The organism is Bradyrhizobium sp. JR4.3, from assembly GCF_040547695.1.
Taxonomy (GTDB): Bacteria; Pseudomonadota; Alphaproteobacteria; order Rhizobiales; family Xanthobacteraceae; genus Bradyrhizobium; species Bradyrhizobium canariense.
In genome coordinates this window covers 16145-41750 of the sequence record NZ_JBEPQF010000046.1, presented here as the reverse complement: position 1 = coordinate 41750, position 25606 = coordinate 16145, and the positions used below count along the sequence as shown (strand labels likewise).

The window sequence follows — 25606 nt, the reverse complement described above, 5'->3', positions numbered from 1 at the left end:
GGTGCTATCACGGAGATGGGTGCATAATCGTGCACCTATGTCATCTTGGCATCGCATTGCCCAAGTGCAGTTGAATACGGTATGGCGGCTCGTTGACTGAGCCTGGACGTGCTAAGCGACCGCCAGGATGGGTATGAATGGCGCGGTCGTACCTATTCTGTCAGTGCAGTTTCATCAAGACCGGGTAGCGATCGCCAGAATGCCTTAGCAAGATGCCGGCACGATGAGGGCCGGTCTGGACAGAAAGTGGGCCATGAGTGACATCCACCTTCATCACATCACCAAATCCTTTGGCCCAACGCCGGTCCTTCGGGGTATTTCGCTTGCGATCGACCATGGAGAGTTCCTGACGCTGTTGGGGCCCTCGGGGTGCGGTAAGTCGACGCTCCTCAGGATTTTGGCGGGGCTGGAAGTGCAGGACAGCGGCTCCGTGAGGATCGGAGAGGGGCTAGTTGATGGCTTGCGGCCGAAGCTCCGTGATGTCGCCATGGTGTTCCAGTCCTACGCGCTTTATCCCCATATGACCGTAGCCGCCAACATGGCCCTGCCGCTTCGCATGCGGCGATTGAAGTTCTGGCAAAGGCTGCCGATCCTGGGAAGATTCATGCCGGGCGCCCGGCAAGTCTCGGCCGAAATCGACGCAGAAGTTGCCCGCACCGCAAAGGCGCTGGGCATCGGCCATCTGCTTTCCCGAAAGCCCGGCCAGCTCTCCGGCGGACAACGCCAGCGCGTCGCCGTGGGCCGCGCGATGGTCCGCCACCCTGCCGTCTTTCTAATGGATGAGCCGCTCAGTAATCTGGATGCCAAGCTCCGGGTCCAGATGCGCGCCGAGATCAAGGACCTCCATCGTCGTCTGGGCGTCACCTTCGTCTACGTCACCCACGACCAGGCCGAGGCGATGACGCTATCTGATCGAGTCGCAGTGATGCTCGATGGCGAGTTGATCCAGGTCGCTCCACCCCAAGATATCTATGCCGACCCCGACGACCGCCGCGTGGCCGAATTCGTCGGAAGCCCCAAGATCAACCTTCTCGACGCGATTGTGCGCGAGCGGGGCCTGGTCGATGCCTTCGGCACCAGCTTCAAGATCCTCTCCGATGCGCCGCCTGGTACGGCGCTCGCCCTTGGCATCCGTTCGGAAGCCTTCCACCTTTCCGAGTGCGTCGGCGTCAATACCCTGACCGGGGCGGTCCGGCTCATCGAGCACATGGGTTCCGATCTATTCGTCCATCTCGACCTCGCCGGCCTCGATCATCCGCTTATCGCCCGGCTGGCCGCCGAGCGGGCGCCCCAGATCGCGCTCGGCCAAACGCTGCATTTGTCGGTAAATCCCGACCGCATCCTGGTCTTTGGCCAGGACGGCAAGAGGCTTCGGTCCAGCGGGTCGGGGGAGACACCGAAGCTCATCCCGATCCGGCAGTTCGCCCTGTGAATGCGCTCGGTCGCACTCAGTCCGCGGACGCGCCAGAGCGCGCCGCTCAGGTGCCTTTGCGTCGGCAGCGCCTTGCCGAGGGGGTGGCTGCCTACACCCTCGCGGGGCCGGCGGTCCTGCTGCTTGTCCTGCTCTTCTTCGTACCTGTGATCGCGGTCTTCGTTGTCGCACTAACCGACTGGCAGTTTGGCGCGCACACCTTCGCCTTCGTTGGAATCGCGAACTTTCGCGAGGTATTCGCCGACGACGGATTTCGAGCCTCGCTCCTCAACACCGTCATCTATGTCCTGATTGTGGTGCCCGGCACCGTGATTCTCGGCCTTGCCATCGCAATGCTGATCGAGAGCGGACGGTCGCTGCGCGCTCTTTACCGCGCCATTCACTTTCTGCCATTCATGGCGACGCTGGCTGCGATGGCGATCGCATGGGAGGCGCTGCTCCATCCTACCATCGGCCTCGTCAACCAGACTTTCTCTGCGCTGGGGCTGCCCACAGCCAACTGGTTGCGCGACGAGGTGACGGCCTTGCCGGTGCTTGCAATCATCGGCATCTGGCAGAACCTCGGCTTTGCTATGGTTCTCTTTCTCGCCGGCCTCAAAGCGATCCCCCACGACCTCTACGATGCCGCCGAGATCGACGGTGCTGACCTCTGGCTCGATCGCGTCCGGACCGTCACCTTGCCAATGCTCGGTCCAGTATCGATGTTCGTCGTTATCGTCGTGGCGCTCCGCGCTTTCGAGGCCTTCGACACCATCAAGGTGTTGACCAAGGGAGGGCCAGGCCACGCCTCTGATGTACTGCTCTACACGCTCTACCGCGAGAGCTTCGAATATTTGCGCACCGGCTACGGCGCAGCCGTCGCCGTCGTATTCCTTCTCATCGTTGTGGCACTAACGATCATTCAAGCCCGCGTCATGGACAAGAGGGTGCACTACCAATGAACGCCCGCCTCTCTCCTCAGGCCGCCATATTGCGCCACGCCGTGTTGCTGATCACGGCAGCCATCATCCTCGTCCCCTTCGTCTGGATGATTAGCCTGTCCATGAAACCGCCGGGTGAGATATTTCGTGAACACTTCGCATTTCTCCCCGAGCAATGGTATGCGGTACAGAACTACAGAAAAGCGTTAACCTCCGCGCCGCTTGCGCGCTATATGGGAAATGGCATCCTGGTCTGCGCCGCAATCTTGACACTCCAAATCCTAATCTGCGCCCCTTGCGCCTATGCTCTCGCCAAACTGCGCTTTCCTGGCCGTGATCTGATCTTTGGTCTCGTATTGATCGGGCTCCTACTGCCGCACCAGGTGCTCTCGCTGCCACTTTTCGTGCTCTGCTATGAACTCGGTATCCTCAACACCTATGCAGCGCTTATCTTTCCCTTCGTGGTCTCGCCGTTTGGCATCTTCCTCTTCCGCCAGGTGTTCAAGACCATTCCCGACGACGTGGTCCACGCCGCGCGCCTCGATGGGCTCTCGGAACTGGGCATCGTTTGGAAGGTGATGGTACCGATGGCGCTCCCGGCGGTGATTGCATTCTCGATCTTCTCCGTCGTGGGCCGTTGGAATGACCTCTTCTGGCCGCTGATCGCGGTCCGTTCGGAGAGCCTGATGCCGCCACCGCTCGGCATTATTGCGTTCGCGAATGAGGAGGCAGGGAACGATTACGGGCCCCTCATGGCAGCCGCCACAATCGTCATTCTTCCCCTTGTCATCGCCTTCCTCGCCGCTCAGAAGTGGTTCGTTGAAGGAATGACAGGGGGAGCCGTCAAATGATGAAGCCTTCTTGAGAGTCAGTAACGAACGGTCTGTATCTAATCGGCCTCCGCTCGGCTGGCCTGGCTTTGCCGACGCCCCCCAATTTGGTACGTTTCGGACAGTAGGATACAGCGAGCGCAAGAATACGGCTCCAGAATAATGTTGGGCGTCCCCGCGCCGGTGCGTTAGCGTCGGCTCCAGTGGAGCGAAGCGCCAGTTCGGCACAAGTGAAATCCCGCCGATTTCCTGCTGCACATGGGAATTTTCCGGCAAATTTCGACTGCCATCTGCCCCTTACGGTCATTGCCGCGCCGGTTTGATGTGCTAAGGCGCTGGACGTTGGCGGGGGCTTTGGCGCAGACGTTCCGCCAGCGCAGGCCCGAGATCGATGACCGGACAGAATCACCCATCTTCCCTCTACGCCAGGCGTGGTGCGAACTCGCTATGGCGGATCGTGGTCGAGGCCATCCGCAAGGATATCATCGGTGGGACGTATAAGCCGGGCGAACGCCTACCTACAGAAACTGAGCTAGCCGCGATCTTCGGCGTTCACCGCAATACTGTGCGCCGGGCATTCGCGGTGCTGAAGGAGCGCGACTATGTGCGCATCGAGCAGGGACGCGGCACCTTCGTCAAGGAGCGCGTCGTCCACTCCCGATTGGGGGCGCGGACCCGTCTGAGCACGACCGTGCGCGACATGCACAGGATCAGCGAGCGCCGGTTCGTCGGTTCCGCGCGGGTTCGCGTCGACAGGGAGCTTGCGCGCGACCTCCGTGTGCCACAGACCCAGTTCGCACGCAGAGTCGATACGCTGATACTGATCGATGGTATCGCCGCCTCGATCTCGTCGAGCTATTTCCCACTGCCTCGATTCGAGGGAATCGAGGCGCTGATCGAACAGTCGGGCAGTCTCACGGAGTCCTGGAAACACTTTGGAATCCTCGACTATCACAGATTCGAGACGCGAATTTCCGCGGGTTTACTGTCGCAGGCCGATGCCCTGCTGCTTGCGCTGCCGCGACGGCAACCGGTGATTTTGATGACCAACATCAATGTGGACCTTGACGGCGTTCCGATCGTGGTCACAAGAGGCCGAATGGCGCCGCAACAGATGCAAGTTGTTATTCGATTTAGCGAGTGATGAAATGAACCCGTGTTTCGTCTGAGGAGATGTTTGCCACTTTGATTAGCAGGCAGATTCGCCGTTCTTTCCAGACCAGAGAAGCGCCGATGCTTCACCAGACTGCTTGCATGGGCGCCACCTCGCGGCTGCCGCTTCCTGTACCAAACCATTTCATTTCTATCGGCGAAAGCGCCCAGCAGACAGCGCAATCCATCTCTCGAATCGTTCAAGCGGCGTCGCATCTAAAAGAATGACATAAAGGAATTCCTCTCCGGAAAGTGGACGAGCGAGATTTTCCTGCCTCATCAATCATAAGCGACTCACGTAGCTAATCCGCAGTCCTCCAGCAGGCGGTGACAGGGCAGGGAGCCGATTTACAGTTGCAACATCAAGGTCGATGTCGACGGCGCTTCGATCGCCGCCTCAACCGCCCGAATGGCCCAGCAATATGTGGTGGAGTCATTCGCTTCAGCGAGTGATTAGCCGAGTGCCGGATCTTTGTTTCGGCTGAAGGTACGTTTGGCGCATTCATCCAGAAACTGTCAGCGCTGGTTCAGCGAACCGACATCGGCACTTTAGATGTCGGGCTCATCTTCCCGCCAGAACGCCAGTCGAATCCGTCGAATCTGGCGTGAGACTTCGCCACCAGTGGTCGGTCTTGCGGGACACCATCCCTGCGCTCGCCGAACGCTTTGCGGCCTCGTCTCGCTAGGAAACCGAAAACCTACAGTCAACGATCGCGTCTTTGTGAATGGAGACTTTTGTGCTGAAGAAAATTATCAAGCGAAACTCGAACGAGACGACCTGCCATCGCGCATCACCCTCACGACAATCATTGAACAGCGGCTGTATGGGGCACTCGGACCCGGCTTCTAGATCCGCCCAGATCGAGCTGTGCTCTGCCCTGAATGGGCCGATTCATGGCGACCGTGCGCGGTACATAAGTGCGATCAAACAGGTGGTTTTGACTTCAGCGGCAGGTTTACTCGCCCTGAGCGGCGCACAAGCAGCTGACCTTCCCGTCAAAGCAAAAGCGATTGAGTACGTGAAGGCCTGCTCGCTCTATGGTGCCGGATTCTACTACATTCCGGGGACCGACACCTGCATCAGACTGGGTGGATACCTGCGTTTTGACACAACTCTCTTGCCGAACGGCGTAACCGGCGCGGGCGGAGCTAACAACCGCCTTAGTAACTATTACACCATGCGGTCTCGTGAGGCCCTCGACATCGATACGCGTACCGCGACCGAGTACGGCGTCGTTCGGACCTTCTTCGAAGGCCTGCTCCAGTGGACCACAGGTGGCTACGCCGGTGCTGGCGCGGGTCTCTCTGGCGGTGCCACGACGTACTCCGGTGACGCAGTCGCAGGCGGTTACCTCCAGGTGTACCTAGCCTTCATCCAGTTCGCCGGCTTCACCTTCGGTCAAACGCAGTCGCAATTCAACACACCCTGGACCGAGTATCCAGCGAACATCTTCGAGCTGCCGGGCAGCGGCGGCGGAGACGCCGTCAATCAATTCACGTATACAGCCGACTTCGGTCAGGGCATCACCGCTTCCTTCTCGGCTCAGGATCAGGTCGCCAGATACACAACCAACATATGGAACGTGAGCGCCGCGACGCCGGCAGGTCTCGCAACCGGTGCCTACGGTGCCAGCGACATCGGGGGATCGCGAGCTCCAGATCTCGTCGCTATGCTTCGCGTTGACCAGGCTTGGGGCCTCTTTCAGGCATCGGTCGCAGCGCATGACAACCATGCCGCATATTATGGCGCGGCCGAGACGACTGGTCATCCGGCCGACAAATGGGGCTGGGCTGGGCAATTGGCCTTGTCGATCAAGAACCTTCCGACCGGGCTGGGTGACACCATCAATGTGAGCGGCATGTATGCCAATGGCGCAAGCCGCTATGGGTTCAACAGCTATATGCCGACGACTTTCGCGAGATACGGCGGTACCGGAGCAGCAGGTGCTTACCAAAGCCTCGGCATCGCCGGTGTGTCTGACTCCGTCTTTGTCGCCGGTGCCGGTCAGGAGCTGACCACGGTCTATGGTTTCAACGGTGGGTACACCCACAACTGGGATCCATATTGGGCCACCAGCCTCTATGGAGCGTGGGCTGCTGTCCGGTATGACAGCAGAGCGAAAGGCTACATCTGCGGCGCATTCGTAGCAGGTATCGGGCTATCGAGCGGCGTTGCCGGTTGCAACCCCGACTTCAACTACGCGGTTGTTGGTGCACGCGCAATCTGGACCCCGGTCAAGAACCTGTCCTTCACAGCCGAGATTGCTTACAACATGCTCGATCAAAAGTACGCAGGCGGAAGCACTGTGACGCTGCCGCTCCAGTCAGGTAGTGCCAAACCGGGTGCTGCGTATGAGCTGAAGGACCAGGGCGCCGTGAACATTCTTCTGCGCGCACAGCGGAATTGGTGAGCTCCGTTCAACCAATGCCTATCCCGACCCGAAGTCAGAGCATCACATCCGTCGTGACGACCTGCAAAATATTGTGCCCCTCAAGCAGACCGCCGAAGGGCCGATGCCGACAGCGGTTCGCGACGTGACGAGTCTACCGAAATCCTGATATTTGACGGACCTCCATATAGAAAGACATATAAAATGGCTCATGAAAGCTATTCGCCGGCCGAAATCCTGCGGTTGATCGACAATTCAGACGAGCGCCATTTCGTTGCCGAGCTCGAAACAGGCATTGTTACGCTCAGCCGCAATCGTCAGTATTTCAAAGGCTACTGCTTCTTTTCCGCGAAGCGGAAGGCACGCGAACTGCATGATCTTCCGATCGAGATACGCACGAAGCACCTTCTGGAAGTGGCGATGGTCGCTGAGGCAGTTCAGTTAGCCTTCGGCGCGAAGAAAATGAATGTCGCATTCTTCGGAAATTCTTTTGCTCACGTGCATTGGAACATCGTTCCCCGTTACGGCACCGATCCGCTGCCTGGCGATTCGATCTGGACGCTGGACCGCCAGTTGATCGAATCGCACTTCCTGCCGGAACAGGAGTTTTCGGAGGTGAAAGCCACGTTGCGCGAGGAGCTCTCCAAGCTCTGCGAGCGCGACCGGATTCCGATCTCCCTCTCCTGATCACGCGCACCCTCGTCGTGCTCCCCGTCATTGCCTTCCTCTAGAGTCTCCGATTGAGGCGTGCCTGACTGCGGTCCAGGCCCCTTATGATCTCAATAACTTCCTTGTTCCTGCGGATTGAGCTTCGCCACCGAAGTTTCGCGAACACATGTCCTTGAGCGAACCTATCGATATTGCGGGTCACGAACCGTTGTGGGAGAGAACAGTCTCGGCTCCGCTTCACAGATTCGACTGTCGTCAAACCGAGAGGAGTGTGAGCTCATGAACCAGTCGTTTGAATTGAGCATTGATCTAGATAAGGATGGCCGTCAGGACGGCTATCTCAACGTGAAGACGACCAGCGAGCTATCGCCATTCGGATGTTCTATGGTTCCTATCACATCCATACGCAACGGCGACGGCCCCTGCGTTGTGGTCATCGGCGGCTGCCACGGCGACGAGTATGAGGGGCAACTCATCGCAAGGTCGCTGCTCGGCACCGTAGAAGTCGAGGATGTTCGTGGCCAGTTGATCATGCTTCCCGCCGCGAATGCCGAGGCCGTTCGAGCCGGACGGCGTTTTGCCCCATCTGACGACGGGAATCTGAACGCCGTGTTCCCCGGCAGGGAAAGCGGCACGGCGACCGAGCGCATCGCGCACTTCATCGAGACGGTCCTGATGTCGCGCGCAGAACTTGTCGTGGACATCCATACAGGCGGTAGATCCATCGATTATTTCCCGTCGGCAATGCTTTCTGGAGCTATCGATGGCGACAGGCGACGCCGCGTCGTGGATCTCACCAAGGCACTCGGACTTCCGGTCGCGTTTTTCGTCGATGAGGAAGATTACACCCCTTCGAGCATTCTCGGCGCATGCGACCGCGCCGGGGTCCTCAACATTTCCGCCGAAATCGGCGGAGGAGGATCAGTCAACCTATCGACGCTCGAGCAAGCGCGCACCGGCGTCATACGTCTGCTGCATCGGGCCGGCGTCCTTTGTGATGGCCCTTCGAACTCAGCTCCCGAGGTCGCGTTCATGCGTCGCCTCCCGATCAGCTCAACCGTTTTCTCGCCAGCAAGCGGGCTGCTAGAGCCGCTCGTGCAACTAGGCGACTGGGTCACCAAAGACCAGTTGGCCGGCCTCCTGCATTCTATTGAAACACCGTGGTCCAAGCCGACGCCGGTTTACTTCGCCGAAGCCGGGTTCGTACTCTGCCGTCGTCTGCCGGTTGCAACACAGATCGGCGATGGCGTCTTCAAGCTCGCGGTGCCGATGAAGGCGTAAGAAGCTCCCGCGGTTTGCTCTCATGACAGCAATCGCTGCAATTGACGGCTTCGGATTCTTCGAGCGACTGCTCACACCGAAACCGATTGCCCCTTAACGGAGCACCATACGATGATCACCCGCAGAAGCGTCCTGGTGACCGGAGCCGTGTCGACCGCCGTATACGCCATGCCGGCCGTCGGCAGAGCCGCCCAGAAAACGACCGTCACGATTTCGCAAGCCAATCCGACTTACCGGGCTCTTCTCTCCGAACTGACGACGCAATTCGAAACTGATAACCCCTCGAAGTCGATCAAATTTGTAGCTGACGGGGACAACTGGGACCCATTATTGAACAGCACGATCCGAGGTTCTCTTGTGAATTCCCTGCCGGACGGCTCCTGGCAAGCCCTGACCTATGCGGGGATCCTCGCCAACAGAAAGATCGCGCAGCCTTTGAACAAGCTCTTCGGCGGCGACACTGGGGGTCTTGAAGCCCTTCGAGTTTCGAGCGCGATGATCGATGCGGCAAGCGTCAATGGCGAAGTCTTCAGCGTCCCGTTCGGGACGACCATTCCCGTCATCTACTGCAACATGGACCTTCTTCGCAAGGCGGGTTACCTGAATCCGAAACCTCCAGCGTCCTGGGATGAAATTCATGAATTCGGTCTAAAGGTCAAAAGTCTAAACGAGACGGTCAGCGGCGGCTTCATCGAATACGAGGCCAGCAACGCCTGGATGTTCCAGACCCTATTGTCGTCTTACGGGGGGGAGATGATGAACCGGGTACTGAAATCAATTGCCTTCGACAGCCCGGCAGGTCTCCAGGCGCTGACCACTCTTGCGCGTTTTGGTGAAACCGTCAGGATAGATATGTCCGCGGAGCAAGCTCGCCAGGCGTTCAAGTCGGGTAGCACTGCAATGCATATTCAGTCCGCAAGCGGCATGACTTCGACGGCGAAGGCGGCGGCCGGGCATTTCGAACTGGCCATCGCCCAGATTCCCATTGCGCCTCAGGGTCGACTGGCGGGAGCCGGTCATGGTTTCTTCATGTTTACCAAAGATCAGGCCAAGCAAGAAGTCATGTTGGATTTCATGAAGTTCGCCGCCAGTAAAAAGGGCCAGATGATACTGGCGAAGAATAGCGGGTACATGCCCGTCAATCTCGCGGCTCTCAAGGACTCCGTATTCCTCGACGAGTATTTGACGATTAACCCGCTGCATCGGGATATCGTGGAACGGCTTGCGGTGACAGGGGACCAATTCTCGTTCCCGAGCGATAACACGGCCAAGATCGTAAAGATGATGTGCGATCAAATGCGCGGCGTCCTCTTCTGGGGCAGCAAACCGGAGGAAGCACTGCAGAACATGGCAGGCCAAGCCAAGAAGCTCCTTGGATAATTGCAAAGCTGCAAGCATACTCGTCGGCGACTCCGTTGAACGTGCCCCTAAAGATGGTGTAGGTGACAGCGGCGGCCACCGTGCTTCTTCGGCATTGGCCGGGAGCGAGTCAGCTTGCCTCAGGGAGCCAGTTGATGATGAGATCATCGCTCTTTGAGTCTTGGTTTCGAGGGTTACATATCGCGACCGCTCAATGGCGGCTCGTGGTTTGCCTCAAGCAGCAGTGCCGTCGGAGGCCGTTCGCGTAGGGTTTTCAAGATGGACGACTATTCGTAAAATCTCCTCCGCAGAGCGTCTATATCGACGGTTGGACCTCCGCCGAGTTCTACGGCCAGAACTGAAGTTCCAACACGTTCACAGGCGGCGAAGAGACTTCCCGCGTTGTGATCCTCCTTGTCCAAAGCGAATGTCATTGGCGTTCCAAAGATCTGGACAAGTTCAATGAGCCCCGCTGTGTCGTCTCGGCCACGTACGGAATCATCGCGCAAAACGTATACTCAGCGCTACGTCCTCCCGAGTGCGTGTCCACGGCGAGTGCCGCCCGGGGTAACGAGGCCGTTTCGATAAAATGGGCGTGGACTTGAGTAGGCATTCCAATTGACAACACTGGGAAGGCGGCATTTGGAGTTCCCCATCAAATGGCGAGACGCTCGATCCGGGGTAGACCGCAGGGGCCCAGGGCCACTCAAACTAGAGGCAATGATGACTTGACCGCTTATCGTCCGCCTCTTTAGCTCTTGGGCTAGCATGCGAAGCGCGATCTGACCTGCTATTCGTCACCGTGGCAGCCGCCAGGCAATAATGTGCAGGGGCCGGTTCCATTCCTGACCGAGATAATCTCGATTATCGCTTTGTCGCTAATGTCACCTCGGTCACGTGAGGTTGACGCAGTAGACCGTCCTGAGAGTATCGATCGAATAATTCGGTTAGCTTTGCGGCAACGGCTTGCTTGCCAATGGCCGAGGCAGATCGCTGCATGAGGCTGGACGAGAAACTCAGTGCAAGGAAGTGTGAAAGGTCCACATCGAAATCCCAATTCCAATGCCGAACGATCACGTCTGCGAATCGGAGGTCAGCAACGAGCTCGCTGCAAAAGTCGATCGTCGAGTACGTTCCAGCGAGGGTTGTGAAAGTGCCCCTGCGATATTCTGGAATGCACTGTTCGACGAATTGGTGGTATTCGGCAAGCGCCGGGCTGTCCCAGTATCGGTGTCGATTGTGAACAAGCGCCAACATCCCATCTGGGAGCAATGTGCGCGCGACCTCGGTGTAGAACATCTGTCTATCAAACCGGTGGGCCGCTGTAGCTGCCGCGATGGCAGACACAGACTTGTCTGGAAATGGCAGCCGCTCAGCTGCTGCAATGCGGAACGTGATTTGCAGATCGTGGGGCGCTGACTTGCCAGCAATCTGAAGCATGTCTGCATTCGGCTCAACTCCAATAACGGCGAGCCTTCCCTGCGCTTCCGCGGCGAGCACCCTTGTGAAAATTCCTGTGCCGCTTCCCACGTCAACGATAGGGGCGTCGAAGCGTTTGTTGGTGACGTGATCAATGATTACCCTCGCAACTTCAGCGGGATAGCTGGGTCTATAAAGGTCATAGCTTTCGCCCTCGCCAGTGAATTCGGACCAGGGGGTCTCAAAATTGGGAAAGTTGGTAGTCATCGTAACCTTTCAAAGATCTCCGAAAGCTATGCTCTGATAAGTTTGCCGATCATTGACAGGCCGTTGCGAAGTTGGTCGTGATCGGTAGCGACCCCAAGTCCGATTCGGACTCTCGTGTTGCCTAGAGACGAACCAACGGCGAAGGCATTTCCAGCCCCGACGACAACACCTCGTTGCTTCGAAGCTTCGACAAAATCACTGAGGCTTAGGTGGTCTGGCAGTTTGATCCAGAGGTGGTAACTTGCCGGATCGATATCGAATGGCATGCCGAATGCCTCTTCCGCGATATTCCGTCGGCTTTTCGTTTCGAGGCGCACTGAATCTATAATTTTAGATGCCAAGCCAGTCGTTAGCCAATGGGTCGCGATCTCCGCGATGAGAGGCGCAACCATCCAATTTGTCGTTCTAACCCCAGGCCAAAATACCCTCTGCGTCGTCGATAAACTTGGGCCGGCAACGTAGGCGATCCGAAGCTGACAAGCCAAGGATTTGCTGAGACCCGAGATATACCAGCTGCGTTCGGGCGCATACGCAGAAAGGGGGGGAGGAGCGCTCTGTGGAAGGACGCCATAGATGTCGTCCTCAAAGATCGAAAGATTATGACGGCGCGCGATCTTCGCGATTTCTTGTCGCCTCGTCTCGGTCATAATCGCTGATGTGGGATTGTGAAGAGTAGGCATGCAGTACAAGGCGCGCGCCTTCCCCTTAAATTTGTTGCACGCACGATCAAGGCTTTCAGGTTCAATCCCCTCCCCATCAATCGAGATGCCATACAACTTTACTCGAAATAGATGCGACAGTGGTTTGATCGCGGGATAGGTAAGTGCCTCCGTAAGGAGAACGCCACCTGGTTTAACATAGTACGCAAGCAACATAGCGAGGATGCTCTGCGTACCGTTAGCGAGCACTATTCGGTCTGGATCCAGCGTTTGTTCAAGTCGCCGTGCGAGCCAATTGGCACCGGCTTCACGATCCTGCGCTGTGCCGGTGAATCGAGGAAATCGAATGGCCTCTGCGACATTCGTCTTCGCAAGATAGGAAAATGATTCCTGGAGTGCAGTCCGTACAAGCGGACTCGGAGGTGGAAAATTGCGTCCGAAGTCGATGAACCGTGCGGAAGGCTGTGCAACTTCGCTAAGATTTGAAAGATTGTCCATTTTCCCCTCCATGGCTTGAAACCAGAACGATCTTCAGTCGGATTAACGGGCAATACCCGCGACAGTTGCCAGCGCGATCGAGCCGGCGATTGCAAAGCCTGTCGCGATCGGCACAGCAATTCCACGAATGGCTGGGACGCGGATTGCAGTGGTCACGTACAACAGTGCGAGTATGATGAAGGTTGCCGCAACAGTCGTCGGAAAAACATCGTCCGATAACAACGGGCGAGCGAGCAGCAGGATAGTAAGCACTGGCGTACCGTATGAAACCGGAATGCCAACAAATCGCGCATCAGATGTGAGTCCGACATTTTCGAAATAGCTGAGCCTGATCGCGCCCGCCAACATCAGCGCCAAGCTCGCGACGAGCGACAGCATCGTGCCTTGGCCAACAAGGACAATGATCGTGGCCGGGAACACAACGCCATGAATGAGATCGGCAAATCCATCGAAGCTTTTCCCGAACTCTGCCACACCTGGACGGCGAAGATGCCGCATCTTCCGGGCAACATGCCCGTCCCAATGATCCAGAAACCAGGTCCAAAGCATTGCCGCAACGCCGAGCTCGATCTCGCCGTTAAGGGCCAGGAACAGCCCGATGACGGCAAATAGATAGGCGAGGGCGGTGATGGCATTTGCACGGTCGCGCAGATACCCGATCATCGCCTTGCTCCCGTCGGCGGGATGGAACTTGCCGCGGAAACTGCGCGGATCATCGGCGGCGCGAACATCTTCTCCGCCAGGCGCAGATCATCTTCGCTGTCGATCTCGAACCAACGGGTATCGCTGCAATCCACCGCTGAAAGCTGCAGCTCTCGCTGCTCGACAAGCCGAGCGAGGATCTGCTCGACGTAGGCCGTACGATGCCCGCTTTCCACAGCGCGGTGCAGTGCTGGCACCAGCTGTTCGCGCGAGGCGTCTGCGGAAAAGCGCGTCACGTTGATGGTCTTGAAGAGACCCCTGGCCCGGGCCTCGACAGGCGTCTGGTTCATGACGAACGTGACGACAGAACCATCGTCAGCCAGCTCGACGGCGGAGCCACTCATTGCTGCGTTGAACGCCGCAACAGCCGCCACGCTCTGCTTGGTAGAAGAGACCGTTCGAAGTGTTCTTTCGAGGACTTCTCGCTCGAAGAACACGTCGCCTTCGAGAAAGACAGTGTCGCCGGCAAGCATTGCATTTCGCGCTAGCCATAGGGAATAGGCGCTGCCAGTCCGATCGAAGATGGGATTGTGGACATAATCGATGTCGACCTCCTCAAATCGATGGCCGCACGACTGTTCGATGGCTTCCTTGCGATAACCCACGACGATGGTTGCCTTGCGCGTCCCGAGCTCAGACAAATGGTGCAGCGCGTTGTGCAGCATCGGGGTTCGGTTCACCTCCACCAAGGGTTTCGGAACGAATTCCGTGTAGGGGCGCAGTCTGGAGCCCATTCCTGCGGCAAGGATCACCGCCCGTGTATCATTGAGCATTTCGAAATGTCCTCCTCGAAGGCTTCAGGCCGCTGCTTGCCTGGTCGCAGGTTGTTCAGGGTCTCGATGGCACGTCTAAGTCCCGACTCCAGCAGGTCCGGTGGAGCGCCGAACGAGAGACGCAGCCCGTTCACGTCGCCAAAGGCACTACCGGCGACGGAGCCCACATCGGCTTCCTCCAGGAGCAATCGTGCAATGTCGTCGGTGGATCGAAGGTGGCCGCCGGCCGGCAAAGCTGAGACAAGCCTACTGAGATCGAGATAGAAGAAGAATGAGCCGTCGGCGCCCGGCGAGGTTACGTCCTGCAGACCAGAGAGGATACGAAGGCCGTTGTTGCGAGCGTCGGACAGACGCTCATGCAGCTTCCGTTCAAAACTGCCGTCGCCGACTTCAAGGTGATGCAGGATCGCGTGCTGTGCGATTACATTGGCATTCGAGGTCGTATGGCTCTGCAGCTTCTTGGCCGCCGAAACGATCTCCGGAGGAGCTGCGAAGTAACCCAGGCGCCAACCGGTGATCGCCAGCTCTTTTGAGAAGGCGTTGACCAGGATTGTCCTTGAACGGACGCCGGGATGCGCCATGACGATCGACTCATGGCGCGAACCGGTGAATACGAAGCTGGAGTAGCTTTCGTCGGAAACAATCCAGAGCTGATAGTTGATCGCGAGATCGCCGATAGCTTGTAGAGTCGTTCGATCATAGACGGCGCCGGTCGGATTGTTCGGCGAGTTAATGATAATGGCTTTCGTGCGCGGGGTGACAGCGGCGCGAAGTGCGACGATATCAGGAGTATATGTCGGGGCGCGAACATCAACGAACACGGGCTTTGCGCCAGCGAGAAGGACCTGGGACGGGAATGTCGGCCAGCAGGGGCGAATGATGATGACCTCATCTCCGGGATTGAATACGGCCAAGGCAACGTCGAGCAGGCCCTGCTTTGCACCCGCAGTGATAGCGATGTTATCCGTATTCCAGCCGATGCCTGTTTCCGCAGACAGCTTTGCGGCGACAGCGCCGCGAAGCGGCGTCAAGCCGATGGAATCGGTATACCGGTTCGCCCCGGCATTGATGGCAGCAATCGCTCCGTCGCGCACGGATGATGGTGGATCGATGATGACTTCGCCGGCGGCCAGATCGATGATCTGACGGCCGGTCGCGGCAGCTCTCTTAGCCGCCTCACGGGCGGCGGCAGTGCCCGAACCTGAGAGCAAAGACATCCGTTGCGCCAACATGCGCGCTCCTCCTGCTTCGATTGCCGAGTTTGTTAAGGTGATCGCAACCGCTTCGTCGTTGGTACGCAGTCTGCCCCTGCGGATATCACTCTTCCGTTCGACAGCCGCTTCGTAGCCAAATGGCGCTTAAGAGTTCATTGAGACCGGAGCCCCTTCATCGCGCCTATGCACTTACACGAGAAAGGAGGGCCGCGGTTGGAGCAGACTTGAGCACACAGTATTTTGGAACCGAGGAGCCAACGCATCGATCGCGGCCGTCGGCCAGAACAGAGTTTGAGTGAGTTTGCATGCTGAACTCCTTGCAGTTGATGCTTGCGTAGCCCGATGTTCATCCTTCTAATAGTTTGCTCCCATCAGTAGATCAAATTACTAGCGTTGGTAGTTGACCCGAGCGCAATGTAAGTCGTTAGAATTAAGACGAGAGTTGCGGCTCTACGGTTCTCAGAGTCGAGCACGTCTAGGCGTGCTCTTGACGATGGCGTCTATCATTTGCAGGCATGTCGATGCACGAGGCGGTTTGAAACCCGCCGTAGTCCGATTCCGACAGTGCCGCCCGCGCCATCGACGAGGCCGATTGGCGCGCCGTGCGCGGGCTCTATGCCGTGCGCCGGATGCAGTCAACTTGGAGAACGGCCATTGGGGCATCATGAACGAGCCGGTGCAGCGTGAGTTCATCCGCCAACCGGACATCGTCAACTATCAGAATTACTATGTGCGGCAGCGCTCCGGACCGGACTTCGAGACCATGCGCGCCAAGGTGGCGGAAGCCGTGGGCGCGGCACCCGAGAATCGCGCTCACGCCTGACGCGACAGAGGCGCTGCAGCTCCTGATCGGCGGCTATAACAAGCTGAAGCCCGGCGATGCTGTGCTCTACGCCGTCTCGACTACGATTCGATGCAATATGCCATGAACGCGCTCAAGGCACGGCGCTGGGTCGAGGTCACCTAGCTCTAGGTGCCGGAGCCAGCGACCCGACAGGCCGCGTTGGACGCCTACGCCCGCGTGCTCGACGAGAACCCGCAGACGAGGCTCCTGCTCCCAATCCACATCAGCCATCGGACAGGCCTCGTCATGCCGATCGCCGAGATCGTGCGCATGGCCGAGGCCAAGCAATCGGCACCATCGTCGACGCGGCCCATTCGTGGGAACAACTCGATTTCAAGGTAGGCGAGCTCAAGACCGACCTCGTCGGCTTCAACCTGCATAAATGGATCGGCGCGTCGCTCGGGGCGGGGGTTCCTCGACATCCGGACGAACCGCCTCGCCGACGTCGACCGCGACATGGGCGACGAAGAGTTTCCGGAGACCGACGCCCGCCCGCGGGTGCACGCTGGCACGGTCAATTGCGCCACCGTGTTGACGGTGCCCGCCACGATCGCGCGCAACCAGGAGATCGGCGCGGCCACGAAGCAGGCCCGCCTGCGCTATCTGCGCGACTACTGGGTGCGCCGTGTGCGCGCGTTCAAGGACATCGAGATCCTGACGCCGGAAGGCCGGCTCCTACGACGAAGCTGACAACGACGCCATCGTGGCGAAGCTCAGAGATAGTTATAAGGTGCTCTCCGTGCGCCGGGCGGGTGTCGTCAAGGGCAATGCGTCCGCCTCACGCCGGCGCTCTATCCCGAGGAGGCGGATCTCGACCGCGAGATTGAGGCGCTCGTCGTGGTCACCGGCAAGAAGGCGGGCTGAAGCGTGCCGGTCCTTGAATAAGGCCGCCGCGTCATGACCCGGAGAAGCCCGGGTGAATCTGGGAACGACTCGGCTTTTGCCTCCAGACCCAGTTGAAGCAACTTCAACAATAGCCCGCTCCAGCAGGGCTCGAGAAGGAATATCATCCCGCCCGTGGGCTGGCGCATGTGGTCCAGGCGAAACATGCTGGTGTTCGCAAGCACCCTGCTGACGGTTGGCGGGCTTGCCGACGAATTCGCCGCAAGCGTATTTTTCGCGGCGGCATCACACTCTTAGTCGTAGCCTCCGGGGTGCGCTGGTTACCCTCGACCACGAATAGGGCCGTTGAAAATGCGAGCGCTATTCAGAAGAGAAATCCGAGGAGAGACGAAGCCCACGAGCAGCGCCGAGATACCACTACGGGCTCGGCTCGTTCGCTGGGATTCGTCTATTGTGCCTGCGCCCGCTCGCTTGCCTCAATCAAGCCGGATGATCTGCTCGTGCTCCACCGGCAGATGTGCCAGAGTATCCGTCCGAAGGACGGCCGCCGGCAGGGGGGCGAGGGCTGCGCCAGCGATCGCGCTGCCTCGGCAGCCGCGGCCGCTTCGCGTGCTTGTTTCCTGCGCGACCGCGCGCTCGGTGCCTGCATCGATGGTCCGCTCGGCACGCAGTTCGCGCTTCATTGTCGGATTGAGTGCTGCAACCGTCTCCTCGCGGCGCTCGCCGACAACGGTACGATCGGGTGAGGCGCGCAACGTCGCTGCTTCCCGTCTCTCCGCAACCGTTTCGCGTCCGTGCGCTCGATGAGCCGCTCGCGTACTTCTCGGCACACAGGAACGCGTTTTCTCACGAGCCATAAGTCGTAAGCGCTTAGCCTAGGCCCTCTTGAAGCTGGCTTGACGCTTTGCGGAATCGCCACGGCATGAGGTCTTCGATTCTGCTATGGGGATGGCCGTCGATGATCGCTTCGAGTATTTCGGTGATGTAGGCAGCCGGGTTGACGCCGTTGAGCTTGCAGGTAGCGACGATCGACGCCAGCGCGGCCCGGTTTTCTGCCTCGATTTCATGACCGGCAAAGAGAGCATTTTTCCTGGTCAAGCAGACTGGCCGGATGGCATTCTCGACCGGGTTGGTGTCGAGCTCGAGACGTCCGCCTTCGAGGAAGCGGGTCAGCCCCTGCCAATGATTGAGGACATAGCGGATGTCCTCGGCGAGCGTCGAACCGATCGGCCGCGTTGCAACGTAAATCTTCAGATCAGCACCGGCCGCGATCATCGTGATGCTCGCAGCACGCGGATGACCCGGGACAGCTGCTCGGCATCAATGGCCGTATCCGTCCGCAACACGATATCACCGATCGCGATCTTAAGCTTGATTGCCGGAGCCTGACGCTCCCCCAACGCACCTCCCAGCACCAGCGGCGCGAATGTCGGCTGCGACGCCTCGCACGCCGGCAACAGGCCTCGGCGTCGAAAGCGCCGTCGCCAGCCCTAGATCCGCCAGTGCGTCTCTCCATACTTGCGCGCCACCTCGGACACCTGGGCACAGGTAACAGGCTCTCGGCGACGATCCGAGCTCTCTCCGCTTCTGAACGCACACGGCGCCTCGACGGCCCTCCAAGAACCTCCAGCCGGCTCACCGCCCCTGCCAATGAGCCGTCAAAATGCGCGTCATTTTTGCTGTCCAATCCATCCCGACCTCCGTCGAAGCCGGACGCTTCTCGCGCAGCTATCCAGATCCCGAAGCAAGGGTTCCGGCTAAGCGCTTACCGTAAGTCTCTGGGCGACAGGTGCCGATGCGAGCTTACGCTTCACTACGCGCGGGGCAGGGGCAGACCGCTCGGGCTATTGCTGCGGCACCAGGTCATTCGTCGCTTTCCCCTGAGGGCCTACCTCGCTGTCTGCCATCCCCCAGCAGATCGAGAAGCCGGTGCCGAACCTTTCTTGGATACGAGATCTCCGTCTGCGCACATTATGGCGGCACCATGCGGCACATCGACGTTGTCCGGCGAGCTTGCCCGCTGGACATTCTTAGTGATACGTCATGACCTGCGCGCGCGCACCATCCATAGATTCTGTGATCATCCTTCTCGGTGACAATGTTCGATGTCGCCTGTCCGCGCTCGTCACCCAAATTGTTCGGCTGCACACTCTACGGAGCAAAGCGCTCGCTGAATCGCACCCTTTACTCGATCAATGGGGCCGTTCACATCCGATGAATGTCTCGCCGATGCGCGGCGACTACAGGTGCGCCTTCTCCGCAACCGCACCGGCTTCACTACTCTCAAAGCACCCACAACTCCTTTGTTCAATCCGGCGTCTATGAGATCATACGCACGACAAAGCGCGCGGCTCGCACCGCGACAACATAAATCGCTCAAGAGTCTCATTAGATTTCTTCAACGACTATCGGCAGGAACTACTGGATTCTTCGCATTCCGTTTTGATCTATCGGGAGATAGAAGCGCTCGGGTCGAAAGGCGCCAAGCACCTCACATGATCCTTCCCTTGCAATTTCCCTGGTGAGCAGTAGCGCGACATATGGGGCAAGCGTGACGCCTGCGTGCGTCACCGCAATGAATATCTGTGCTTGACCAGGCAGTCGCCCGACGATCGGGTAGCCATCTTTGGGGACGGGGCAGGTCCCTCTCCGCGCGGCAATGGACTTCCCAAGGGAGGGGTCTTTGAGTTCGCCCCTTACTAACGAGACATTCTCTCTGGCAGCCGTGACCTCTACACCAGAGTCGCTAAGACCCGTGGGGTCGCCGGCATTGCCGACGATGAGAGAAGAAGGCCCGTTTGCGCGGAAATGAATATGATTAGCAAAGACAACGTGCTCGATGGGAGGGCCGAAATACGGTATTTGTGTCAGCACTTTGGGTGACTCATGAACCAATGGCGCATACGCGAGATCTTCAAGCAGCGCGTTGATTCCCGTGCCGCTGGCCAGCACGACTGCATCGACAAGGTAGCAAGTACGATCAGTCCAGACCACGGCGCCTCGGTTGAGAGGCTCTATCTTTGTACATTTTTCAGAGACGCGGTGGGCTAGTCCGGTAGCGACGGCAGCGTCGATCATGCGCTTCGTGAAATAAACAGAATCGAGCCATCCCTCCTGAGAAACCCGCACAATAACTTCGGGACCCCCCACGATGCAAAGATTTGGCTCAAGGTTCAATGCCTCATTTCGTGAAAGGTACTCGACGGTCCTTCCTAGCCCCGCGGCCATACTGGCTGCCTGAAGTAACTTCTTATTTTGCGTGGAATCGGTTGACCAACGCAATGTTCCGGTTGCTCTGATGGCGTCTACCAGACCAATGGGGCGTGCAAGTTCCATATGGTAGTCAAGGGCTTCAGACCTGAACTGCATGTAGTCCGATGTCGCCGCAGCAAAGAAGTTTAGGCACGCGAAACTTGATCCCGTCGCTCCAGAGCCGGGCACGGCGCCATCAAACAACAGTACCGTCATTTCGTTCGCGGCGAAATGAAGCGCGAGCGACGCGCCCATAATCCCCGCTCCAACAACAGCGACCAACATCGATTCCTCCTTCAGCCGGCCGGGTGCTCGTTGGAGCAGAAGCTATCGGCAAAGAGGGGCTCCGCCACGTCGTGATCGCTCGCTCTATTGTGTCTCTGCTGGCGACAAGTCAACACTTCAATCGGGGGCGCTGACAGAGGAGATTGTGGTTGTTATTCCATGCCGAACACCTGCAGGTGACGTTGGCTCGACCTTAATCAACTAGTCAGTGACATGCGTCTTTGATCCAGATCAACTACTAACGTTGGTAGTGGATGCAAATTGTTGCATGTCGACATAGCGTTGCAGAGTCGGGCACCAATTTCCGATACGGACATTCTGAGGTGGCACTGAGCGAGGTTCATCGCCTCATCACCCAACTTCTTGTCGTAACACCAACATGATCATCAAGTTTGTATAGGCTCCCCTTTGTATAGGCTCCCCGTTGATTTCATCCATTCTCAGTCGCATGATTCTCTTCTGGGGCGCTCAATCTAGGTTAACATCACTATTCGCGCCGCTCACAGAAGCGAGTCGACGAGTGTTTCGGTTGCACCAAGTTAGGAGATTCATGCGCGCGCCCCTCCGAGCGCTAATCACAAGGGAAACGGAATCAGTCCGCGCGAACTCTTTTCAACGACCTCCACTCGGCGGCGCTGCCACGTGGCGTTCAGCACCTTGGCGGCGGCCTTGATGCTCTCATGGGCGTCCGAGATTCACTAGCTTGAGGCCGCGCAGACCCGCCTGGCGAGCCAGCGCAGCAACGCCATCCGCGGATCGGCCGACATCCATGCCGGGGACTTCGCGCCGGCCATCACTGTACGCCGATCGCGACGATCCCCGCGCCGAGACAATGCGTCCAGCTGGCGGCTTCACGTAGGTGGCGTCGATCCACAGAGAGGGTCATCGCGCTCGACCGGACGGGCGAGGAACGTCCCGTCAACTATCAAGCATGCTAATTGATCTTGATGTCGGAAAAGGCGACTGATTGCCGAATGAAGGTTGGGCTGCTCAGTCGGGCTCCTCAACCGTCGCTCCTGGGGTGTTCGGCATGAAACGTGAACCACAATTTGTACTCGCCAACGGTCCTGATCGATGCACGCCCGCAGAAATGCTGCGTGCACAGGTCTGCTCCAATCTTGAACTCTCCGTCCTGATGGAAGCGCATGATGGCCTCTCCGCTGCGATCGCCGAGCGCGCAGGGTTCAAAGGTCTCTGGGCGTCGGGTCTTTCAATTGCTTGCTCTCTCGGCTATCGCGATGTCAACGAAGCGTCATGGAGCCAACTTGTCGATGCGGTCGAGCGGATCGTGGACTCGACCAAACTGCCCGTTCTGGTTGACGGCGATGGCGGCTTCGGCAATTTCAACAATGCGCGCCTCCTCGCCCGCAAGCTCCGTCAGCGAGGTGCTGCGGGCGTTGCGCTGGAGGACAGCTGCTTTCCAAAGATGAACTCGCTCATTGGCGATCGTCATCCCCTCGCGGATATCGATGAATTCTCAGGCCGCCTGCGCGCAGTCAAGGATACAGTCGCGGAAGACTTGGTCCTCGTGGCCCGGATCGAGGCGTTGATCGCGGGGCATGGAATGGACGACGCAATTTTACGCGCTCACGCCTACGCGGACGCGGGTGCGGATGCGATCCTGATTCACTCGCGAAAGAGCAGCGCGGACGAGGTTCTTTCCTTCACGCGCACCTGGCAAAGCCGATTGCCCGTCGTGATTGTTCCAACGACGTACTATCGAACACCGGTCTCTGCGTATCGTAATGCCCGCATCTCAACAGTGATCTGGGCCAACCATTCCGTACGAGCTGCAATAGCGGCAATGCGGCAGATTTGCCATTGCATCATTGCTGAAGAAGGTGTTGCCGGTATCGAGCCCAATATTGCGACGCTCGACGAGGTCTTCGAACTGTTGAGGTATGACGAACTTGCCCGCGCGGAAGCGCGCTATCTTCACCCTCCTGACTGAGGGCGATGACCTCTCATTTACGCGCAGCCACTCAATCTCGAAGGACCACCGCCATGCAACCGGCCGCCTTACTGGTACGCTCCACCGCATTTTTCAGTGAAGCACAGGCGTCCCCTCCCAGAATTAGATACGTCATATACGGGCGCGACAGCTCTTGCGCGGCTGATCCGAAACATGCTGCAGATCTAGGGGCTCATTTCCCTGCACTGGGCCGCTCGGTTTGCTGTCGCCCGCGATCAAAAGAACGGACGACTTTAATAGAGGCCGACGGCCGAAATCTTGTCTCGCATCGTGAGCCGGTTGTCGGTTCCAAGCCAATGTTGTCGTGTTGACGACGTGAGATAGAGCGAAAAACAGCGATTTTCAGTCTGGCGCGTTGCTTGCTTTGTTCGCGCTGTCGGCGTCGATCGCCTGCGAAGGCATCGTGCATAGTTTGGCAGCATTAAGCGAAGACGTGGAGACTGGCTGTGTCGCAAACTGAGATAGAGCGATTTGTCAATGATGTAGGGAAAAAGGGCAATCTGCTCGAAAACGCAAAACCGAGTGCTACAGGTCTTGCATCAGTTGTAGCGGTCGGAAAAAGTCACGGCTACAATTTTACTCTTGATGAAGCGAAGAGTTACATCCGGTGTCGAAGCCGACAGGAGTTGATTAGTAAGCAGCTCGATGCGACTGCCGGCGCCAATCCTGATTCAAGTGCTGCGCTCTCGACCGGCGTTGTGCAGGCCGCTGGGCCGGCCTGGTCCGCTGCGAAGGTGCCCACGAGCGGCGTACAGATCGCGGAAGCACACTCTAACTTCGCCTCGGCAGTCGAGCCCGTCGCTGTTGTTCTGGTTGTTGTTGTTGCGGTCGTGGCCTGACATGCCTTTCGCTATGACCGCATTGGCTCGTGCTCAAGGAGACGAGAAGTGCGACGAGAGCATGAAAGCAGCCCTCGTCCGGGGTGAGATCATTGCCATTAGGCTTATGAGATGCTGCTTCAAGGTTTATCCGTAACGTGATGACGCGCGCTGCCACCGAACACGACCGACAGAGTTCTGACCGTCGCACGCCCGAGCAACGGCGCACCCTGTCGCACGTCAAGCGCTTCACGGAGCGGTTAGCCGGTGACGTGGAGTTCCGCAAGGCGCTTTCGGAGAACGTCAACGCCCCTCGTACGCTAACAGAGCGCTACGGCATCGAAGTTGACCCAATGGAAATGTTGCCGCTCTGGCACGGAGACTATCAAAAATATCGCTTCAAGCCGGAGTCTGCCCAGTGGCCGCTGGCTACGATGTGGGACGAGCATCTGCGCGAGATGGTGCGCCATCGCGACCTCCTGCGGGACGAAGGCGAAATGTCGACGATTAACCCTCGTTTCCATGCCTGGCGCGAGCGCCAAATCCGGCGCTGCAACGACGAATTGGGCGCATCATCGCTATCGGTCACGTACCCGATCATAGCTTTCGAGTTGAGCGAAGGCTGCACCGTTGGTTGCTGGTTCTGTGGCCTCTCTGCCGACCGGTTCAAAGGCTATTACGACTACAGCAAAGAGCAGGCAGAGCGTTGGCGTGGCGTAGTTGGCGTCGCGAGCGAGGTGTTTGGTTTGGCAGCCCGTACTGGCTTCTGCTACTGGGCTACAGATCCTATGGACAACCCACACTACGATCGCTTTCTGTTCGACTACTATCGGATCACGGGCGCATTGCCGCAGACAACGACCGCTGCGCCGCTTAAGGATCAGGCACTCACCAGGCGCGTGCTCAGACTGTTCAACCTGTATGGCACCACACCGAATCGTTTCTCCGTGCTGAGCAAAGCACACCTCAATCAGATTCATATGACGTTTTCGCCAGAGGAGCTGCTGGGGGTCGAACTCATCTTGCAGGGCAAGGAGGCGCCGACCGCAAAGGCTTTCGCCGGACGCGCGCGCGAGCGGAAGGGGAAGCTCAGGTCTGCCATTAAAGATGATGCAATTGCGTCGGTGGAACGCGATCATACCACGATCGCGTGTGTTTCCGGATTCCTCGTAAATATGCAGCAGGGACGTTTGCAACTGGTGACGCCGGTACCGGGGAGCGAACGCTGGCCTCTCGGTTACCGCATCCTGGGTGAACGTTTCTTCAGGACGCCTGACGAGTTCCGGGAGGGGCTGCAGGGCATGATCGGCCAGTATATGCTCGAGAGCCCAGCCCCCCACCTGCCGATCCGCTTCCGCAGAGACCTGCAGTACAAAGCAGGGAACCGGTACTTCCAGCTCCGCGCCCGCAACATGGAACACCGGGTGCCGGACGACGTCGCTCCGATTTCCGTTGGCGATCTCATCGCGTTCGGCAACTGCACAGCGTCGGAGCTGGTTACGCGGGTCACGACTGACGGAACGAGCGTACTTGCAGTCGCTGACTTGCTCGATCGGTTGTACGCGGCCGGGGTAATCGAAGACGACCTCGACAACCGCTTCGCCGGGCAGACCAGTAATTGGACGACGAGCCGCATCGAAGCTGCCAGATACGCAGGCTCCCGCACGGACGTAGATCATGCCGATTCGCACTGAGGTACTACGTCAGTATCGAGGAGCTGCGGCATCTTACCATCTCGCAGTGTGGACTGGGGTGGCAAGCCATTTCGCATCCACCGTCCGCGGCTTCATGGCGCGCAGAACCGACATGACCGCAGAACCTTTTCTTGGCGTGCCGGGCTCTCCTAGGCAGCTCGAACTCATCCGGTCTACCACTTGCCTGAGCTCCGCCGGATGGGCTTTGGTAGCTCCGCGCTGGACGCGACCGAAGGACTTCCGCGCTCGCGGCTTCGAGCCAAGTCCTCGCTTTTCGCACATCCGCGAGTACGACTGGAACGCTGCACGCTCTTCAAGAACGGCTCGACCCGA

The 25606-nt window shown here is 58.5% G+C and carries 20 protein-coding genes and 1 pseudogene; 13 read left to right on the top strand and 8 right to left on the bottom strand.

Translation table 11 applies throughout. The features are described from left to right. Window positions 1–253 precede the first annotated feature (253 nt). The 8 genes from ABIB91_RS37645 (at window position 254) to ABIB91_RS37610 (ending at window position 10054) form a co-directional block, all read left to right on the top strand. On the top strand, window positions 254–1432 hold the full coding sequence (locus ABIB91_RS37645) for an ABC transporter ATP-binding protein (protein ID WP_279682209.1): 1179 nt from the start codon (window positions 254–256) through the stop codon (window positions 1430–1432). 83 nt (window positions 1433–1515) lie between these two features. Then, on the top strand, window positions 1516–2373 hold the full coding sequence (locus ABIB91_RS37640) for a carbohydrate ABC transporter permease (RefSeq protein WP_354171907.1): 858 nt from the start codon (window positions 1516–1518) through the stop codon (window positions 2371–2373). After that, on the top strand, window positions 2370–3203 hold the full coding sequence (locus tag ABIB91_RS37635) for a carbohydrate ABC transporter permease (RefSeq protein WP_279682211.1): 834 nt from the start codon (window positions 2370–2372) through the stop codon (window positions 3201–3203). The genes ABIB91_RS37640 and ABIB91_RS37635 overlap by 4 nt, the downstream gene beginning before the upstream one ends. A gap of 370 nt (window positions 3204–3573) precedes the next feature. Beyond that, window positions 3574–4326, top strand: a complete 753-nt coding sequence (gene phnF, locus ABIB91_RS37630; protein ID WP_279682212.1) for a phosphonate metabolism transcriptional regulator PhnF — start codon at window positions 3574–3576, stop codon at window positions 4324–4326. Between the two features lie 922 nt (window positions 4327–5248). Beyond that, window positions 5249–6745, top strand: coding sequence for a porin (locus tag ABIB91_RS37625; RefSeq protein ID WP_279682376.1), 1497 nt, complete (start codon window positions 5249–5251; stop codon window positions 6743–6745). 183 nt (window positions 6746–6928) lie between these two features. Continuing rightward, on the top strand, window positions 6929–7411 hold the full coding sequence (locus tag ABIB91_RS37620; protein ID WP_279682213.1) for an HIT family protein: 483 nt from the start codon (window positions 6929–6931) through the stop codon (window positions 7409–7411). A gap of 261 nt (window positions 7412–7672) precedes the next feature. Continuing rightward, window positions 7673–8674 (top strand): succinylglutamate desuccinylase/aspartoacylase family protein, encoded by a 1002-nt coding sequence (locus ABIB91_RS37615; RefSeq protein WP_279682215.1) that lies wholly within the window; start codon window positions 7673–7675, stop codon window positions 8672–8674. A gap of 111 nt (window positions 8675–8785) precedes the next feature. Further along, window positions 8786–10054, top strand: coding sequence for an extracellular solute-binding protein (locus ABIB91_RS37610; protein WP_354171909.1), 1269 nt, complete (start codon window positions 8786–8788; stop codon window positions 10052–10054). 843 nt (window positions 10055–10897) lie between these two features. Here the strand turns inward: ABIB91_RS37610 and ABIB91_RS37605 are convergent. The 5 genes from ABIB91_RS37605 to ABIB91_RS37585 are packed head-to-tail and all read right to left on the bottom strand — an operon-like array spanning window position 10898 to window position 15583. Further along, window positions 10898–11719, bottom strand: a complete 822-nt coding sequence (locus tag ABIB91_RS37605) for a class I SAM-dependent methyltransferase (protein WP_354129469.1) — start codon at window positions 11717–11719, stop codon at window positions 10898–10900. Between the two features lie 26 nt (window positions 11720–11745). Further along, a complete protein-coding gene (locus ABIB91_RS37600) occupies window positions 11746–12876 on the bottom strand; it encodes an aminotransferase-like domain-containing protein (protein WP_354171911.1) in 1131 nt (376 codons plus the stop codon). Window positions 12877–12918: 42 nt separating this feature from the next. Next, on the bottom strand, window positions 12919–13539 hold the full coding sequence (locus tag ABIB91_RS37595; protein WP_354171913.1) for a CDP-alcohol phosphatidyltransferase family protein: 621 nt from the start codon (window positions 13537–13539) through the stop codon (window positions 12919–12921). Further along, the gene (locus ABIB91_RS37590) at window positions 13536–14351 is read right to left on the bottom strand and encodes a phosphocholine cytidylyltransferase family protein (RefSeq protein WP_354171915.1); all 816 of its coding nucleotides are present in this window, start codon (window positions 14349–14351) and stop codon (window positions 13536–13538) included. The genes ABIB91_RS37595 and ABIB91_RS37590 overlap by 4 nt, the downstream gene beginning before the upstream one ends. After that, complete coding sequence (locus tag ABIB91_RS37585; protein ID WP_354171917.1) at window positions 14327–15583, bottom strand: pyridoxal phosphate-dependent aminotransferase; 1257 nt, start codon at window positions 15581–15583, stop codon at window positions 14327–14329. The genes ABIB91_RS37590 and ABIB91_RS37585 overlap by 25 nt, the downstream gene beginning before the upstream one ends. A gap of 622 nt (window positions 15584–16205) precedes the next feature. Here ABIB91_RS37585 and ABIB91_RS37580 point away from each other — a divergent pair. Both ABIB91_RS37580 and ABIB91_RS37575 read left to right on the top strand, forming a co-directional pair. Continuing rightward, on the top strand, window positions 16206–16388 hold the full coding sequence (locus tag ABIB91_RS37580; protein WP_279682225.1) for a hypothetical protein: 183 nt from the start codon (window positions 16206–16208) through the stop codon (window positions 16386–16388). A gap of 477 nt (window positions 16389–16865) precedes the next feature. Then, window positions 16866–17099 (top strand): hypothetical protein, encoded by a 234-nt coding sequence (locus ABIB91_RS37575; RefSeq protein ID WP_354171920.1) that lies wholly within the window; start codon window positions 16866–16868, stop codon window positions 17097–17099. Window positions 17100–17728: 629 nt separating this feature from the next. Here ABIB91_RS37575 and ABIB91_RS37570 read toward each other — a convergent pair. From ABIB91_RS37570 to ABIB91_RS37560, 3 genes and pseudogenes are all read right to left on the bottom strand, one after another. Further along, window positions 17729–18007 (bottom strand): hypothetical protein, encoded by a 279-nt coding sequence (locus ABIB91_RS37570; RefSeq protein ID WP_354171922.1) that lies wholly within the window; start codon window positions 18005–18007, stop codon window positions 17729–17731. Window positions 18008–18122: 115 nt separating this feature from the next. After that, window positions 18123–18467: pseudogene (locus tag ABIB91_RS37565) on the bottom strand (IS66 family transposase); the annotation flags it as partial. Between the two features lie 1203 nt (window positions 18468–19670). Continuing rightward, a complete protein-coding gene (locus ABIB91_RS37560) occupies window positions 19671–20789 on the bottom strand; it encodes an NAD(P)/FAD-dependent oxidoreductase (protein WP_354171924.1) in 1119 nt (372 codons plus the stop codon). 1090 nt (window positions 20790–21879) lie between these two features. Between ABIB91_RS37560 and aepX the strand changes: the two genes are divergently transcribed. The 3 genes from aepX to ABIB91_RS37545 all read left to right on the top strand — a co-directional run bounded on the left by aepX (window position 21880) and on the right by ABIB91_RS37545 (window position 25273). Continuing rightward, window positions 21880–22740 (top strand): phosphoenolpyruvate mutase, encoded by an 861-nt coding sequence (aepX, locus tag ABIB91_RS37555; protein WP_354171950.1) that lies wholly within the window; start codon window positions 21880–21882, stop codon window positions 22738–22740. 467 nt (window positions 22741–23207) lie between these two features. Continuing rightward, the gene (locus ABIB91_RS37550) at window positions 23208–23600 is read left to right on the top strand and encodes a Nif11-like leader peptide family natural product precursor (RefSeq protein WP_354171926.1); all 393 of its coding nucleotides are present in this window, start codon (window positions 23208–23210) and stop codon (window positions 23598–23600) included. Between the two features lie 140 nt (window positions 23601–23740). Then, the gene (locus tag ABIB91_RS37545) at window positions 23741–25273 is read left to right on the top strand and encodes a radical SAM family RiPP maturation amino acid epimerase (protein WP_354171928.1); all 1533 of its coding nucleotides are present in this window, start codon (window positions 23741–23743) and stop codon (window positions 25271–25273) included. Window positions 25274–25606 lie beyond the last annotated feature (333 nt).

What these genes read in the sequence shown, in the direction of transcription:
- ABIB91_RS37645 (WP_279682209.1), top strand. Translation starts at nt 254, where the DNA reads ATGAGTGACATCCACCTTCATCACATCACCAAATCCTTTGGCCCAACG.
- ABIB91_RS37635 (WP_279682211.1), top strand. Translation starts at nt 2,370, where the DNA reads ATGAACGCCCGCCTCTCTCCTCAGGCCGCCATATTGCGCCACGCCGTG.
- phnF (WP_279682212.1), top strand. Translation starts at nt 3,574, where the DNA reads ATGACCGGACAGAATCACCCATCTTCCCTCTACGCCAGGCGTGGTGCG.
- ABIB91_RS37620 (WP_279682213.1), top strand. Translation starts at nt 6,929, where the DNA reads ATGGCTCATGAAAGCTATTCGCCGGCCGAAATCCTGCGGTTGATCGAC.
- ABIB91_RS37615 (WP_279682215.1), top strand. Translation starts at nt 7,673, where the DNA reads ATGAACCAGTCGTTTGAATTGAGCATTGATCTAGATAAGGATGGCCGT.
- ABIB91_RS37610 (WP_354171909.1), top strand. Translation starts at nt 8,786, where the DNA reads ATGATCACCCGCAGAAGCGTCCTGGTGACCGGAGCCGTGTCGACCGCC.
- ABIB91_RS37605 (WP_354129469.1), bottom strand. Translation starts at nt 11,719, where the DNA reads ATGACTACCAACTTTCCCAATTTTGAGACCCCCTGGTCCGAATTCACT.
- ABIB91_RS37600 (WP_354171911.1), bottom strand. Translation starts at nt 12,876, where the DNA reads ATGGACAATCTTTCAAATCTTAGCGAAGTTGCACAGCCTTCCGCACGG.
- ABIB91_RS37595 (WP_354171913.1), bottom strand. Translation starts at nt 13,539, where the DNA reads ATGATCGGGTATCTGCGCGACCGTGCAAATGCCATCACCGCCCTCGCC.
- ABIB91_RS37590 (WP_354171915.1), bottom strand. Translation starts at nt 14,351, where the DNA reads ATGCTCAATGATACACGGGCGGTGATCCTTGCCGCAGGAATGGGCTCC.
- ABIB91_RS37585 (WP_354171917.1), bottom strand. Translation starts at nt 15,583, where the DNA reads ATGTTGGCGCAACGGATGTCTTTGCTCTCAGGTTCGGGCACTGCCGCC.
- ABIB91_RS37575 (WP_354171920.1), top strand. Translation starts at nt 16,866, where the DNA reads ATGGGCGACGAAGAGTTTCCGGAGACCGACGCCCGCCCGCGGGTGCAC.
- ABIB91_RS37560 (WP_354171924.1), bottom strand. Translation starts at nt 20,789, where the DNA reads ATGTTGGTCGCTGTTGTTGGAGCGGGGATTATGGGCGCGTCGCTCGCG.
- aepX (WP_354171950.1), top strand. Translation starts at nt 21,880, where the DNA reads ATGCTGCGTGCACAGGTCTGCTCCAATCTTGAACTCTCCGTCCTGATG.
- ABIB91_RS37545 (WP_354171928.1), top strand. Translation starts at nt 23,741, where the DNA reads ATGACGCGCGCTGCCACCGAACACGACCGACAGAGTTCTGACCGTCGC.